This is a genomic window from Pseudomonas siliginis (genome assembly GCF_019145195.1).
In the GTDB taxonomy this organism is placed as follows: domain Bacteria; phylum Pseudomonadota; class Gammaproteobacteria; order Pseudomonadales; family Pseudomonadaceae; genus Aquipseudomonas; species Aquipseudomonas siliginis.
This window is the reverse complement of record NZ_JAHSTW010000013.1, coordinates 14756-29838: the sequence shown is the minus strand read 5'-3', so window position 1 is coordinate 29838 and position 15083 is coordinate 14756. Positions and strand designations below refer to the sequence as shown.

Here is a 15083-nt window from a genome sequence, read left to right as displayed (position 1 = left end):
CCTGTTACTGCTCTTTCGCGAGCAGGCTCGCTCCCACATGGATTGTGCTTTTTCCTGAGGACGGTGATTTTTCCTTCTTCAAGGCTTGATTAATCCGCGCCATGACCGCAGTAATCCCACTTCACAAAGGGATTTCCCCATCTGACCAGAGGCCAGGTTCATGAGCGTTATCGATCTTCGCAGCGACACCGTCACCCAACCGACTCCCGCCATGCTCGATGCGATGACCGCAGCGGACACCGGAGACGATGTGTATGGCGAAGATCCGACGGTCAATCGCCTCGAGGCCGAACTGGCCAAGCGCCTGGGCTTTGCCGCTGCGCTGTTCGTGCCGACCGGAACCATGAGCAACCTGCTCGGCCTGATGGCGCACTGCGAGCGTGGCGACGAATACATTGTCGGTCAGCAGGCGCACACCTATAAGTACGAAGGTGGCGGGGCGGCGGTGCTCGGCTCGATTCAGCCGCAGCCGCTGGAGGTGCAGGCCGACGGTTCCCTGGATCTGGATCAGGTCGCCGCCGCGATCAAACCGGACGATTTCCATTTCGCCCGCACGCGTTTGCTGGCGCTGGAAAACACCATGCAGGGCAAAGTGCTGCCGCTGGAATATCTGGCGCGCGCGCGACGCTTTACTCAGGAACACGGCCTGCAATTGCACCTGGACGGCGCTCGGCTGTACAACGCGGCGGTCAAGCTTGGCGTCGACGCCCGCGAGATCACCCAGCATTTCGATTCGGTGTCGGTGTGCCTGTCCAAAGGCCTCGGCGCGCCGGTCGGCTCGGTGCTGTGCGGCTCCGAGCAACTGATCGGCAAGGCGCGGCGTTTGCGCAAAATGGTCGGTGGCGGCATGCGTCAGGCCGGGTTGCTCGCGGCGGCAGGCTTGTACGCGCTGGATCATCACGTCGAACGGCTGGCGGATGACCATGCCAATGCACAGTTACTTGCCGATGGTCTGCGTGAGGCCGGTTTCGTCGTCGAGCCCGTGCAAACCAACATGGTTTATGTGCAAATGGGCGACAGGGCCGCAGCACTCAAGGACTTTGCCGGCGAACGCGGGATCAGGCTCAGCGCCGCTGCGCGCTTGCGCATGGTCACGCACATGGACGTCAGCCGCGCGCAAATCGAGCAAGTGATCGCGACATTCGTCGAGTTTTCACGCAAGTGACAGCGTCAGCCGTCCAATTGACCGTTTCTATCGTATAAACACGCTGTACCCCGCGCGCAGGGCCGATATAATGCGGCCCTTTGCCGTCGCTTCGTCTCATGACGTTTCGAACAGGCCTTTGGCCGCAGCCTCCGTGGAAGAACCTAATGAAAAGCGCAGAAATCCGTGAAGCCTTCCTTCGCTTCTTCGAAGAGCAAGGCCACACCCGTGTAGCCTCCAGCTCTTTGATTCCGGGCAACGACCCAACCCTGCTGTTCACCAACGCGGGGATGAACCAGTTCAAGGACTGCTTCCTGGGCCAGGAAAAACGTGCGTACACCCGTGCCACCAGCAGCCAGAAATGCGTGCGCGCCGGCGGCAAGAACAGTGACCTGGAAAACGTCGGTTATACCGCGCGTCACCACACGTTCTTCGAAATGCTCGGTAACTTCAGCTTCGGCGACTATTTCAAGCACGACGCGATCACCTTCGCCTGGACCTTCCTCACTGGCGTGCTCAAGCTGCCGAAGGAAAAGCTCTGGGTCACTGTGTACGCCACCGACGACGAAGCGTATGACATCTGGACACAGAAAATCGGCGTGCCGGCCGAGCGCATGATCCGCATCGGCGACAACAAGGGTGCGCCGTACGCTTCCGACAACTTCTGGACCATGGGCGATACCGGCCCGTGCGGTCCGTGCACCGAGATTTTCTACGATCACGGCGAGCACATCTGGGGCGGCCCGCCGGGCTCGCCGGAAGAAGATGGCGACCGCTACATCGAGATCTGGAACAACGTGTTCATGCAGTTCAACCGCACCGCCGATGGCGTGTTGCATCCGTTGCCAGCGCCGTCGGTGGACACCGGCATGGGCCTGGAGCGGATCAGTGCGGTGATGCAGCACGTCAATTCCAACTACGACATCGACCTGTTCAAGAACCTGCTCAAGGCTTCGGCTGAAGCGATCGGCTGCGAAAACGGCGATCAGTCGTCGCTCAAGGTCGTCTCCGACCACATCCGTTCCTGCGGCTTCCTGATTGCCGACGGCGTGCTGCCGTCCAACGAAGGTCGCGGTTACGTGCTGCGCCGGATCATCCGTCGCGCCTGCCGTCACGGCAACAAGCTTGGCGCCAGCGGCAGCTTCTTCTACAAGATCGTCGCGGCGCTGGTCGCCGAAATGGGCGAAGCCTTCCCGGAACTGAAGAAGCAGCAAAGCAACATCGAGCGCGTGCTCAAGGCTGAAGAAGAGCAATTCTCCAAGACCCTGGAGCACGGCCTGAAAATCCTCGAGCAGGATCTGGCCGAGCTCAAAGGCACCGTGGTGCCAGGCGACGTGGTGTTCAAACTCTACGACACCTACGGTTTCCCGATGGACCTGACCGCCGACATCGCTCGCGAACGCGGCCTGACCGTCGACGAAGCCGGCTTCGAGCGCGAAATGGAAGCGCAGCGTGTTCGCGCGCGTTCGGCCAGCTCGTTCGGTCTGGACTACAACACCCTGGTCAAGGTCGACGTGGCCACCGAGTTCACCGGTTACGCCGCCACCAGCGGCTCGGCGAAAATCGTTGCCATCTATAAGGATGGTCAGTCGGTCGACGTGCTGAGCGAAGGTCAGGAAGGCGTGATCGTGCTCAACCAGACGCCGTTCTACGCCGAATCCGGTGGCCAGATCGGCGACTGCGGTTTCATTCAGGCCGGCAGCAGCCGCTTCGACGTGCGCGACACCACCAAGACCGGCGGCGCATTCCTGCACCACGGCGTGCTGGCCTCGGGCAGTCTGACCATTGGCGCACCGGTGGAAACCCACGTCGACGCCGAAGTGCGTCACGCCACCGCGCTGAACCACTCGGCTACGCACTTGCTGCACGCCGCGCTGCGTCAGGTGCTCGGTGAGCATGTGCAGCAGAAAGGTTCGCTGGTCGACAGTCAGCGCCTGCGTTTCGACTTCAGCCACTTCGAAGCGATCAAGCCAGAACAGATCAAGCAGCTGGAAGACATCGTCAACGCCGAGATTCGCAAGAACTCCGCCGTTGAAACCGAAGAAACCGACATCGAAACCGCGAAGAACAAAGGCGCCATGGCGCTGTTCGGCGAGAAGTACGGCGACAGCGTGCGCGTGCTGAGCATGGGCGACTTCTCGGTTGAACTGTGCGGCGGTATCCACGCCAACCGTACCGGCGACATCGGCCTGCTGAAAATCATCAGCGAAGGCGGTGTGGCATCGGGCGTGCGTCGTATCGAGGCAGTCACCGGTGCTGCGGCGCTGGCCTACTTGAACGCGGCGGAAGAACAACTCAAGGAAGCGGCCAGCCTGGTCAAGGGCAGCCGCGACAACCTGATCGACAAGCTCTCGGCGGTACTGGAGCGCAACCGTCTGCTGGAGAAACAACTCGAGCAGTTGCAGGCCAAGGCAGCCAGCGCGGCGGGCGACGATCTGTCGGCCTCGGCGGTGGACGTCAAGGATGTGAAGGTGCTGGCCGCCCGTCTGGACGGTCAGGATGGCAAGGCGCTGCTGGCGCTGGTCGATCAGCTGAAAAACAAACTCGGCCGCGCAGTGATCCTGCTCGGCGGTGTCCATGAGGAAAAGGTCGTACTGGTTGCAGGCGTAACCAAGGACCTGACTGGCCAACTCAAAGCCGGTGATTTGATGAAACAGGCTGCTGCGGCAGTGGGCGGGAAGGGCGGTGGTCGTCCGGACATGGCGCAGGGCGGTGGTGTCGATGCCGCTGCGCTGGATGGCGCACTGGCGCTGACCGTTCCATTCGTCGAGCAGGCTTTATAAGACGGCTCGCCAGGCCCGCAGTCTAGTGGCGGGCCTGGCGACTGTTCGAAAGATTATTGGGCGCCCTTCATGGGCAGAGGCGGCTTTGAAATGGCTTTGATCGTACAGAAATTTGGAGGCACCTCGGTCGGCACTGTCGAGAGAATCGAGCAGGTCGCCGACAAGGTTAAGAAATTCCGCGATGCCGGCGATGACCTGGTGGTTGTGCTGTCTGCAATGAGCGGCGAAACCAACCGTCTGATCGATCTGGCCAAGCAAATCAGTGGCGAGGCGCAACCGGTTCCGCGCGAGCTGGACGTGATCGTGTCCACCGGTGAGCAGGTGACGATTGCCCTGTTGGCCATGGCGCTGATCAAGCGCGGTGTGCCGGCGGTGTCGTACACCGGCAATCAGGTGCGGATCCTGACTGACAGTGCGCACAATAAAGCGCGTATCTTGCAGATTGATGACCAGAAGATTCGCGGTGATCTGAAGGCCGGTCGCGTGGTGGTTGTCGCCGGTTTCCAGGGCGTCGACGAGCACGGCAACATCACCACCCTCGGTCGCGGCGGTTCCGATACCACGGGCGTGGCGCTGGCGGCGGCCTTGAAGGCGGATGAATGCCAGATCTACACCGACGTCGACGGTGTCTACACCACCGACCCGCGTGTGGTGCCGGTTGCTCAGCGTCTGGACAAGATCACCTTCGAAGAGATGCTGGAAATGGCCAGCCTCGGTTCCAAGGTGCTGCAGATCCGTGCGGTGGAATTCGCCGGCAAGTACAACGTTCCGCTGCGCGTACTGCACAGCTTCAAGGAGGGTCCGGGCACCCTCATTACTATTGATGAAGAGGAAACCATGGAACAGCCGATCATTTCCGGCATCGCTTTCAACCGCGATGAAGCCAAGCTGACCATCCGTGGCGTGCCAGACACCCCGGGCGTGGCGTTCAAGATTCTCGGCCCGATCAGTGCCGCGAACATCGAAGTCGACATGATCGTGCAGAACGTCGCGCACGATAACACCACCGACTTCACCTTCACCGTGCACCGCAACGACTACCAGGCCGCACAGACCGTGCTGGAAAACACCGCTCGCGAGATCGGTGCCCGTGAGGTCGTCGGCGACACCAAGATTGCCAAGGTCTCGATCGTCGGCGTCGGCATGCGTTCCCACGCAGGCGTGGCCAGCCGCATGTTCGAATCCCTGGCGAAAGAAAGCATCAACATCCAGATGATCTCGACTTCGGAAATCAAGGTGTCCGTAGTGATCGAAGAGAAGTACCTGGAACTGGCCGTGCGCGCGCTGCACACGGCTTTCGAACTGGATGCTCCGGCCCGTCAGGGCGAGTAATCCACTTCCGTGAAGGGCGCGGTCTGACCGCGCCCTTTATTTTTGAATGGCGCGAGCCCCGGAACTGTTCTTTTGCTCGCGCTGGTCAATACTCAGGCATGTAGGGCTACGATCGCTGCGGTTGTAGGTCGGGTGCCTTTTTTTTGCAGACTGTTGTCCCTGAAATGAATGGCGTAAGGAGAAAGGTATGCTGATTCTGACTCGTCGGTGCGCGGAAAGCCTGATTATCGGTGACGGCGAAATCACCGTGACCGTGCTCGGCGTCAAAGGAAACCAGGTGCGTATCGGCGTCAACGCTCCGAAAGAGGTTGCGGTGCACCGTGAGGAAATTTACCTGCGTATAAAGAAAGAGAAGGACGAAGAACCAAGCCATTAATTTTTATCGATTTTTATGTTTGCAAACGGGGAAGAAGCTGGTTAATATACGCCCCGTGTTGCGGAGAGCTGGCCGAGTGGCCGAAGGCGCTCCCCTGCTAAGGGAGTACACCTCAAAAGGGTGTCGGGGGTTCGAATCCCCCGTTCTCCGCCATTATTTGCTTAGTACGTCGTAATCTGGCTTTTTCTGTAAGTTGTTGAAATTACTAGAAAAAGTGTTTGACATAGAGATTAGACGGCCTATAATGCGCGGCAACAAATGCACTCGTAGCTCAGCTGGATAGAGTACTCGGCTACGAACCGAGCGGTCACAGGTTCGAATCCTGTCGAGTGCACCATTTAAGAGTTATTTGCTGTAAGGTGAGTAACTCGGTTTCAGCCAGTTGTGGTCTGGTTTAAAAACACAAAATGCACTCGTAGCTCAGCTGGATAGAGTACTCGGCTACGAACCGAGCGGTCACAGGTTCGAATCCTGTCGAGTGCACCATATACCAAGAAGCCCGCGTTTAACGCGGGCTTCTTGCTGTCCGGGATTTGGCTTTTCCCTTCACACAGCCTCTTTCATCAAAATCAATTTGAGCACTGCGGCCTCGCTTGAGGTCGTAACGATAGCTCGTTGTCGATGTGCGCGTGTTGATCTTGTCCGGTTTGCCCAGCGCGCTTTCGACGTCCCGCTGACTCATGCCGGCAATCACTCGGCGGTTGATGATCGCTTCGCGCCGCTGTCTGTTGTCGATCAGGTTTCCACATTTATGTTCAGTGCCTCCGACGATGCCCGGTTCGCGTCCGCTGTCTTTCATGCCGGTCGCGGCTTCGTGATTGAACTCCGGCATGATTGCGACCCAGCCGGGGGAATACGGGTGGACCTCTTGAATTGAGAGTTGCTCGCCAGTTGCGCAGCTCATCGACGTAAACGTGACGGCGCCGTCAGCGGCCTGGCAACGATGAAGTGTGGTGGCGTTGGCAGGCGTGAAGTGGAGCAGGGCGGTCAGTAGAAAAAGCGCTGGTTTTGCTGGCATTCGATGTCCTCCATGACGATCTAAACTCAAGGGTAGTCGCTGCTTTTTGCATTGCCGGTGTGTTTTCTTTTCAAGATGAGTCGTCGCATTTGCACGGGTCAGGCAGGCGCTCAGGTTTGTTTCGCAAGCGCTTGTTTCAGCCGTGATTTTTTCAACGTTTTAAACCGTCAGGCGTGTATCATTGCGCCCGTCAGCCCCGCCGGGGCTTATGGAAAACCTCCATGGACTTACCCAGTAGTTGTTCAGTAAACCGTTTCACCAATCATGAATTGACTGATTGATCCTTCCGGCGTGCCCCGCTGCTGGGAGTGGAGTTCGCCTATGTCCGAAATCGAAGTAAAGAAAACACAGGAAAGCCTGCAGGACCGCCTGGCTCAGGTCGTCGAGTTGCTGCAGCGCCAACGTGTCGTTGAAGACCTGACTCATCGCCAGGAAGGTCCGCACCACGACCGCGTGGAAAACCTGGTTCACCGGCAAAACCTCGTCGAGCTGCAACGCAAGCTCGATGATCTGCACTCCGCCGACGTTGCCTACATTCTTGAAGCCTTGCCGCTGGACGATCGTCTGACGCTCTGGCAGCTGGTCAAGGCCGACCGCGACGGCGACATTCTTCTCGAAGTATCCGATTCCGTCCGTGAAACGCTGATCGCCGACATGGACGATCACGAGCTCCTGGCTGCGGCCAAGGACATGGACGCCGACGAACTCGCTGACCTGGCCTCCGAGCTGCCGCGCGACGTTGTCCATGAGCTGATGGAGAGTCTGGATAACCAGCAGCGCGAACGCGTGCGCTCGGCCCTGTCCTATGACGAGGATCAGGTCGGTGCGCTGATGGACTTCGAGATGGTGACGATCCGTGAGGACGTCAGCCTTGAAGTGGTTCTGCGCTATCTGCGTCGCCTCAAAGAGCTGCCCGGTCATACCGACAAATTGTTCGTGGTCGATTACGACGGCGTGCTCAAGGGCGTGCTGCCGATCAAGCGTCTGCTGGTCAACGATCCGGAGAAGCAGGTCGCGGAAGTGATGGCCAGCGATCCGGTGAGCTTCCACCCGGACGAAGATGCCTACGACGCCGCTCAGGCGTTCGAGCGTTACGACTTGATCTCGGCGCCGGTGGTCGACAAGAACGGCAAACTGATCGGCCGTCTGACCATCGACGAAATGGTCGACCTGATCCGTGAGGAAAGCGAAAGCGAAGTCCTCAACATGGCCGGTCTGCGCGAAGAGGAAGATATCTTCGCCTCGGTGTGGAAATCCCTGCGTAACCGTTGGGCGTGGCTGGCGGTGAACCTGATCACTGCATTTGTCGCATCGCGGGTGATCGGTCTGTTCGAAGGTTCGATCGAGAAGCTCGTGGCACTGGCGGCGCTGATGCCGATTGTGGCGGGTATCGGTGGCAACTCCGGTAACCAGACCATCACCATGATCGTGCGCGCCATGGCGCTGGATCAGGTCAGCACCGGCAACACCTCGCGCTTGATGCGCAAAGAGCTGGCGGTCGGTTTGATCAACGGTCTGGTCTGGGGCGGGGTGATCGGTGTGGTCGCGTACATGCTCTACGGCAGTTGGTCACTCGGCGTAGTAATGACGGCGGCGATGACACTCAACCTGTTGCTGGCGGCGTTGATGGGGGTGTTGATCCCGATGACGCTGGCGAAGATGGGCCGCGATCCGGCGATGGGTGCCAGTGTGATGATCACCGCAATGACCGACAGCGGTGGCTTCTTCATCTTCCTCGGGTTGGCGACAATCTTCCTGCTCTGACCTTGTGCAATAAAAAGCCCGTCAAATTGACGGGCTTTTTTGTGCCTGCCAAACAAATACGGGCGCAAGTACAAGAACGGTGGCGAGGGGATTTATCCCCGCTGGACTGCGCAGCAGTCCCATTTTTTTGGGGCTGCCATGCAGCCCAGCGGGGATACATCCCCTCGCCACACTCAATTGCCAAGCGGCCATCTGTCATATTGCGGGCAAAAAAAAGCCAGCAATCATGCTGGCTTCAATATGTTCGGTATAACTCAGGACGCGTCTGCGGCCATTTCTGCGTCGTGTGCGATCAGCGACACCAGGGCGTTCTGCTGACGGTGCGACAGCTGACGGAAGCGTTGCAACAGCTCGCGCTCGTGCAGCGACAGCTCCGGGCTGTCCAGACGCATGCTCAGCTCTTCGCCCAGTGCGCCTTCCTGAATAAGACTCTGCTCAAGGCGCGCAATGATCTCGGAGTTCATGCTGCGATGATGATTGCGAGCCACCTCGGCAATGCGTTCACGCATTCCGTCTGGCAGACGTACGACAAACTTGTCAGCCGTACGGCTGGAATAAATTGCCTGTTTCAATGGGCGCATATATTTAACCGGTTAGTTCAGGGGAGCGGTTCTCGGGATTGGCCGCAGGATGTGTGGTAGGACAAGCATCCGGACCAATTGGTTCAACCTGAATTGTTAAGAGGCCGGCATCATGCCTCAAAATTGCCAGATCATTGGCGTCAATTCTGTGACAAATATTGAGCCGGGTAAAGGCGTAATGCCAGCACCAGTTGTCAGAAATGCGGACTGGTTGGAAAACTTTCCATCCTTGCGTATCGCTGCCCGCTTTCGCATGCACATCTGTTGATGTCCGAAGACCTCAGAACGTGCATGCTATGCGGCTCGCTATTCTTGATCCCTATGTGTACAGGATAGTGGCAATTTGCCGATTTACTAGAGGCAGGACCCGTCGGAGGGCGTTTTCGGGATGGATGGCAAGCTTTTTTACCTGATGGGGCCGTCCGGTTCGGGCAAGGACAGCCTGATCGAAGCAGCGCGTGAGCCATTGCGTGAGTTGAACTGTGAAGTGATGCGCCGGGTGATTACCCGATCAGCGGAGTCAGTCGGCGAAGATGCAATCGGCGTGACGCCTGAAGAATTCGACCGGCGACAGCACGCAGGCGCTTTTTCCTTGGCCTGGCAAGCCAACGGTCTCTCTTACGGCATTCCAAGGGAAATGGATGAATGGTTGCAAGCGGGCCGGCACGTACTGGTTAACGGGTCGAGAGCGAACCTGCGTCAAGCAATGGAGAAATATCCAACGCTGGTGCCGGTTCTGCTGACGGTCAACGATGAGGTCCTGCGTAAGCGCTTGCTCAAGCGTGGCCGGGAAACCCCTGAGCAAATCGACGCAAGACTCGCGCGCAACGCACTGTTCAAAGACCGAAGATCCAGCGACAGCCCCGTTAATCAGATCGACAATTCGGTTGATCTTGCTGAAGCTGTCTCTGCATTGATTGAGCTGATCCGGCTCAACGCAGAACCGGATCGAACTTGATCTTGCGCCCAGCAATCAGCGCCAGCACAAACAGCACCGCAAACACGCCACAGCCAACCAGAGGCAAGGTGACTTCCGTCTCCTCGAACAGCGCCAGATGGGTGACGCCACTCAGTAAAGCGAGGATCAGAAATCCTGTCGCCGATTTGGACATGTTGTACTCCTGAAGATATTTCAAAAAACCAGACGTTCGGTGGTTGGCGCCGAGGCTAGCTCAGGCTCGCTGACCATTTGCGTAGAGGCAGCGCTGCGATCACTCAACACCGCCCACTGCGGCGCTTTCTGCACCTGCAGGTAATGCGGCATGCGCTGCGCCACTCGCTGCTCAACGTCAGCCTTGGGAAAAAAATGTGATCCGAGCAAGAAAGCCAGAGCCGCTGCGTTTGCAAGCAAGAGGGTGCTGTTCATGGCACGACGCTCCAAGTTGTTCTTTTTGATAGAACAGGCATAGCAGCCGCCGTGCCAACAGTGTAACGGCTGATAAGTCCTTTAAAAACAAGGGTTTGGTATGTTTTTTCCGGCGACGCTGATTGCAATCTGCAATGACCGCATTTCCGCGCAGTGCAATTTGCCCGGTAAAAGTTCCCGCAATCTTCCAGGGCGCTTGCCTACACTTAAAAAGCCCTACGGACGACATGACAAAACAGGGGCTGGCCGTTAACATGCACGCCGTCTGTCGCACCGTGTACAGGCCGCGTCGATCAGTGTCTCAGTAGCTCAATTGGATAGAGCATCCCCCTCCTAAGGGGAAGGTTGCAGGTTCGAACCCCGCCTGGGACACCACCTCTTCAAAAAACAAAAAGCCCCGTCGCACTTACTCGTGCGGCGGGGCTTTTTGCGTTGGAGCGCTGGCGAGCTTTACAGCAACTCCGAGCGGCGCAACGCCTCGATGGTTTCAATCAGGTCGTCGTACGCCACCGGTTTACCCAGATGCTGATCGAACCCGGCTTCACGGGACTTCTGCATGTCGCTCTGAGTGCCATAACCGGTGAGGGCGATCGCCGGTACGTCTTTCGCCAGCGGCAGCTTGCGCAGGGCAGCCATCAGTTCATAGCCGGTCATGACCGGCATGCCGAGGTCGGAGATGATCAGATCGTAGCGCGTGGTCTCAGCGTCTTTCAGCGCTGCCACGGGATGGTCGAAGGCCGTCACTTCGGCATCTTCCATTTCCAGGAGCATTTTCAAGGTCTCCAGCACTTCCGGCGAGTCGTCGACCAGCAGGATGCTCAAGCCCGCCAGCTTGCCCGACTCCGGTTCTGCCGAGGGCTGCTCCGCGGTTTCTACGGTTTCGGTCGCCAGTGGCAGGCATACGGTGAACGTGCACCCGGCGCCCAGGCCCGGTGAGGCGACCCGTACTGTGCCGTGTTGCGCCTCGGTCAGTTGCCGTACCAGCGACAAGCCAATGCCCAGTCCTTCGCGTTGATGATTGGTGTGCTGCTTTTCCGCCTGGCCGAACAGGTCGAACACGTGTTCGAGATTTTCCGCTGCGATACCGACGCCATTGTCCCTGACGTTGAGTTGAGCCATTTGCCCGCTTCTGCTGGCAATCAATTCGATGCGTCCGGTCGGCGGGGTGAATTTCAGCGCGTTGTTCACCAGATTCCAGATGATCTGTTCGACGCGGGTCGGATCGGCATGGATGAACAGCGACTCTTCGGGCAGTTGCAGGTCGATGTGCGTTGCATGCTGTTCATTCAGCACGACCGTGTGGATGTCACGCAGCACAGCGCTCAGGTCGACGCGGGCCAGTTGCAGCTTGAGCTTGCCGGTGCGTACGCGAGCCACGTCGAGCAAGTCGTCGATGATCCGCGCCTGGCTGTTGACGGCATCGCAGATGGTATTGACCGCTTTGGTCGCCGGTCCGGCGGTGCGGATCATTGGCAAACGGCGCAACAGTTCGGCGTTGAGCTGGATCAGGTTGAGCGGGTGCTTGAGTTCGTGGGACATGACCGCGAAGAACTCATCACGCAGGGACACCGTATTGCGCGTCTGCGCCAGTTCCTTGCTCTGTTCATCCTGCTGGCGCTTGTGCCCGGTCAGGTCGCGGGCGATTTTCACATAGCCTTGCAAGCGATCGCCGCTGAGCAAGGTGACCTCGCCGCTGCAGAAGAAACGGCTGCCATCCTTGCGCACATGCCAGCGCTCATCCTCAGAGCGGCCGTGCTGGCGGGCGGTGGATAATTCACTTTCAGCCATGCCGGCAGCACGGTCTTCGGCTGTGAAGATGAAATCGTAGTACTGACCTTCGGCCTCGTTTTTGCTGTGGCCAAAGATCAGTTCAGCGCCTTTGTTCCAACTGGTGATCGCACCCATTTCATCGAGGATGATAATCGCGTAATCACGCGTACTCTCAGCGACCAGACGCATGCGTTCTTCGCCCAGGCGCAGCTCTTCCTCGGCTTCGCGGCGTTTGCTGATGTCGATGAAGGTCAACACGGTGCCGTCGATGTGGTCTTCGCTGGAGCGATAAGGCAGCAAGCGGGCGATGTACCAGCGGTTATCGGTACTGTTGATCTCGCGTTCGATCATGTTCAGCGATTCGAACACTTGCGCCGCGTCCTCGGTCATCGCCGGGTAATTCAGGCGATGGGTGATATCCAGCAGTGAACGGCCGGTGTCTACCGGCAACATGCTGAAGATGTCGGTGGCGCGCGGCGTGAACCATTTGATGCGCATGCTGCGATCGACGAACACCGTAGCAATGTCGGTAGATGCGATCAGATTGGTCAGATAATCGTTGATCTTGTCGGTTTCTTCGACTTTGGTCTTCAGCTCGTAGTTGACCGTCAACAGCTCTTCATTGATTGACTGCAACTCTTCCTTGCTGGTCTCGAGCTCTTCGGTGGCCGAGCGCAGTTCTTCGTTGATCGCCTGCATCTCCTCGTTGGAAGCCTTGAGCTCTTCGCTGGAGATTTCCGACTGTTCGATGGTGTCCTGCAAATGCAATTTGGTGCGTTGCAGCTCACGTTCGAGGTTGGAGAGCACTTGGCTTTCAGTCTGCAGCACCGTGGTCAGCGCCTGCTCGTGCGCGTCGATCTCCGTTTCATCGAAGGTCACCAGCACGCACTCGCTGTCGAAGTCGTCGTCCTTGTACGGCTGCGCAATCAGCGTGATGCGGTACTGACGCTCCTCGCGCTTGAGCAGCACTTCACGCGAGCGCACGGTGAGGTTGCTTTGCTGCACCTGGAACAGCGTCGTGCGGATTTCCAGGCGCAGTTCCGGCAGGATCAGCGTCAGCAAGTTGCGTGACAGCTCGCCGCCGACATGCCGCAGGAAGCGCCCGGCGGCTTCGCTCATGTGAAGGATATCGGCGTTGGTGTCGACGATAATGCTCGGCGGGGCGAAGCGTTCTATGGCGCGGCGGTGGATATCGGCAAACGACAGCTTGACGGGCTCTATGGCTTTCGATGGCGGTCGGGAAACGCTGGTGCGCATGTAACCGCCACGCGGCATGGTCGGGGTGCGGCGGCTGTTCGCGGTACCGGTCTTGGCGCGGAAGATGCGGTTGCGCTTGTCCACTGGCGCGAACAGTTCATGGCAGGCATCGGCGCTTTCCGAGGTGCCGAGAAACAGGAAACCGCCCGGTCGCAGGGCGAAGTGGAACATCTGCAGGATTTCCCGCTGCACCTCGCGATCCAGGTAAATCAGCAGATTGCGGCAAACGATCAGGTCGATCTGCGAGAACGGCGGATCGGACAACAGGCTGTGCTTGGCGAACAGCACTTTCTCGCGGATTTCCTTGCGGATCCGGTAGTGGTCATCGTCTTTGACGAAATAATGCCGAAGGCGTGTTGGCGGTACGTCGGTGACGATGGCTTGCGGATAGGTGCCGGCGCGGCCAGTGGTGATGGCGCGTTCGTCGATATCGGTGGCGAACACTTGCAGGTTGGCCTTGCTGCTTTGTACCTGCATCTGATCATCGAGCAGGATCGCCAGGCTGTAGGCTTCTTCGCCGGTCGAGCAGCCGGCAGACCAGACGCGCAATTCTTCTTTTTCCGACGAGTCGGCAACCGATTGCACCAGTTGCGGCAGCACATCGCGCTCAAGGGCTTCGAAGGCTTCGCGGTCACGGAAGAAGTTGGTCACGCCGATCAGCATGTCGCCGAGCAGGGCCTTGGATTCTTCCGGGGTATTTTGCAGGTAGTCGTAATAGGCGCCGAGGTCAGACTGGCTGGTGACCTGCATGCGCCGCTCGATGCGGCGCAGCACGGTGGCGCGCTTGTAATGTTTGAAGTCATGGCCGGTGCTGCTGCGCAGGTACAACAGGATTTCATGCAGGCGTTGTTCGGCGATCGACGCTTCGTGTTCGTTTGCAGGCTTCAAGGCTTTCAGGTCGGGATCATTGGCGCTGGGTAATTTGATGTTCTGAGAGTTGCGCCACAGCTCCATCAGTTTCTGCGGCATCTCGACCACTGGCAGTATCAGATCGACCATGCGCGTCTCGATGGCGGCGCGCGGCATGCCGTCGAACTCGGCGTCTTCCGGCACTTGTACCAGCGTCACGCCACCCTGTTCCTTGATTCGCGACAAGCCCACCGCACCATCGGAACCGGTGCCTGAAAGCACCAGGCAAAAAGCCCGCTCGCGATGCACATCGGCCAGATCGCGGAAGAACAGGTCGATGGCAGTGTGGCGCGCTTGGGGTGAGCCAGCGGGGCTGACGCGCAGGTAGCCGTCATTCATCGTCAGCGAGTGCGCCGGAGAAATCACGTACACGCAGTTCTTTTCGATCGGCGCCGGCTGCGTCACTTGCAGCACCGGCATGCGCGTCGATTCCTGAATGATCTGGTCGGCGATGCTCTGGTGATCGGGCGACAGGTGCAGAATGATCACGAACGCCATGCCACTGTCCTTCGGCATATGCTCGAAAAACAGCTTGATCGCTTGCAGGCCGCCCGCCGAGGCGCCGATGCCCACCACGGGGAAATTCAGGTGGCTGGGTGTCAGGTCCTTGCGTTCGGGCGCAGAGGGCGAGGCAGGGGTTTTCGAGGTCATCACTTCGGCCTTTTTTGTGGCGGTACAAGCGTATCGCGGACGTCCGGGGGCGCAGGTAATTGAGCAGAATAAACCTCATTTGCGAATCTGCCTGCACTTTTGAAGGACAAATGTGCTGCCTGTGTTTTTGAC

11 protein-coding genes and 4 tRNA genes are annotated in these 15083 nt (G+C 58.6%); 10 read left to right on the top strand and 5 right to left on the bottom strand.

The annotated features are described in order from the left end of the window. Positions 1-160: 160 nt before the first annotated feature. The 7 genes from ltaE to KVG87_RS24290 all read left to right on the top strand — a co-directional run bounded on the left by ltaE (position 161) and on the right by KVG87_RS24290 (position 6121). A complete protein-coding gene (gene ltaE / locus KVG87_RS24320) occupies positions 161-1165 on the top strand; it encodes a low-specificity L-threonine aldolase (RefSeq protein WP_217852942.1) in 1005 nt (334 codons plus the stop codon). A 146-nt stretch (positions 1166-1311) separates the two neighbouring features. Beyond that, positions 1312-3927, top strand: a complete 2616-nt coding sequence (alaS, locus tag KVG87_RS24315) for an alanine--tRNA ligase (protein WP_076563868.1) — start codon at positions 1312-1314, stop codon at positions 3925-3927. A 90-nt stretch (positions 3928-4017) separates the two neighbouring features. Continuing rightward, positions 4018-5259 (top strand): aspartate kinase, encoded by a 1242-nt coding sequence (locus KVG87_RS24310; RefSeq protein WP_016773595.1) that lies wholly within the window; start codon positions 4018-4020, stop codon positions 5257-5259. Between the two features lie 187 nt (positions 5260-5446). Beyond that, positions 5447-5635 (top strand): carbon storage regulator CsrA, encoded by a 189-nt coding sequence (gene csrA, locus KVG87_RS24305; protein WP_002554426.1) that lies wholly within the window; start codon positions 5447-5449, stop codon positions 5633-5635. Positions 5636-5697: 62 nt separating this feature from the next. Then, positions 5698-5788: transfer RNA gene (locus tag KVG87_RS24300), tRNA-Ser, on the top strand. Between the two features lie 107 nt (positions 5789-5895). Next, positions 5896-5972, top strand: a tRNA-Arg gene (locus tag KVG87_RS24295). Positions 5973-6044: 72 nt separating this feature from the next. Further along, positions 6045-6121: transfer RNA gene (locus KVG87_RS24290), tRNA-Arg, on the top strand. 19 nt (positions 6122-6140) lie between these two features. Here the strand turns inward: KVG87_RS24290 and KVG87_RS24285 are convergent. Next, the gene (locus KVG87_RS24285) at positions 6141-6653 is read right to left on the bottom strand and encodes a cell envelope protein SmpA (protein ID WP_217852940.1); all 513 of its coding nucleotides are present in this window, start codon (positions 6651-6653) and stop codon (positions 6141-6143) included. A 321-nt stretch (positions 6654-6974) separates the two neighbouring features. Here KVG87_RS24285 and mgtE point away from each other — a divergent pair, with 321 nt between their 5' ends. After that, positions 6975-8417 (top strand): magnesium transporter, encoded by a 1443-nt coding sequence (gene mgtE / locus KVG87_RS24280; RefSeq protein ID WP_016773597.1) that lies wholly within the window; start codon positions 6975-6977, stop codon positions 8415-8417. Positions 8418-8671: 254 nt separating this feature from the next. Here mgtE and KVG87_RS24275 read toward each other — a convergent pair whose 3' ends face one another. Next, on the bottom strand, positions 8672-8998 hold the full coding sequence (locus KVG87_RS24275) for an Arc family DNA-binding protein (protein WP_003178899.1): 327 nt from the start codon (positions 8996-8998) through the stop codon (positions 8672-8674). Positions 8999-9386: 388 nt separating this feature from the next. Here KVG87_RS24275 and phnN point away from each other — a divergent pair, with 388 nt between their 5' ends. Beyond that, positions 9387-9956: a phosphonate metabolism protein/1,5-bisphosphokinase (PRPP-forming) PhnN gene (gene phnN / locus KVG87_RS24270; RefSeq protein ID WP_217852938.1), complete on the top strand. Its 570-nt coding sequence runs from the start codon at positions 9387-9389 to the stop codon at positions 9954-9956. Here phnN and KVG87_RS24265 read toward each other — a convergent pair. Next, positions 9931-10110: a PA3371 family protein gene (locus tag KVG87_RS24265; protein WP_016773599.1), complete on the bottom strand. Its 180-nt coding sequence runs from the start codon at positions 10108-10110 to the stop codon at positions 9931-9933. The genes phnN and KVG87_RS24265 overlap by 26 nt on opposite strands. 20 nt (positions 10111-10130) lie before the next feature. Continuing rightward, the gene (locus KVG87_RS24260; RefSeq protein ID WP_217852936.1) at positions 10131-10364 is read right to left on the bottom strand and encodes a hypothetical protein; all 234 of its coding nucleotides are present in this window, start codon (positions 10362-10364) and stop codon (positions 10131-10133) included. 298 nt (positions 10365-10662) lie between these two features. On the opposite strand from KVG87_RS24260, the gene KVG87_RS24255 reads away from it, so the two are divergent. Beyond that, positions 10663-10739, top strand: a tRNA-Arg gene (locus KVG87_RS24255). A 75-nt stretch (positions 10740-10814) separates the two neighbouring features. Here the strand turns inward: KVG87_RS24255 and KVG87_RS24250 are convergent. Beyond that, positions 10815-14951 carry a CheR family methyltransferase gene (locus KVG87_RS24250; RefSeq protein ID WP_217852933.1) on the bottom strand — a complete coding sequence of 1379 codons (4137 nt, stop codon included), beginning with the start codon at positions 14949-14951 and terminating at the stop codon, positions 10815-10817. Positions 14952-15083 lie beyond the last annotated feature (132 nt).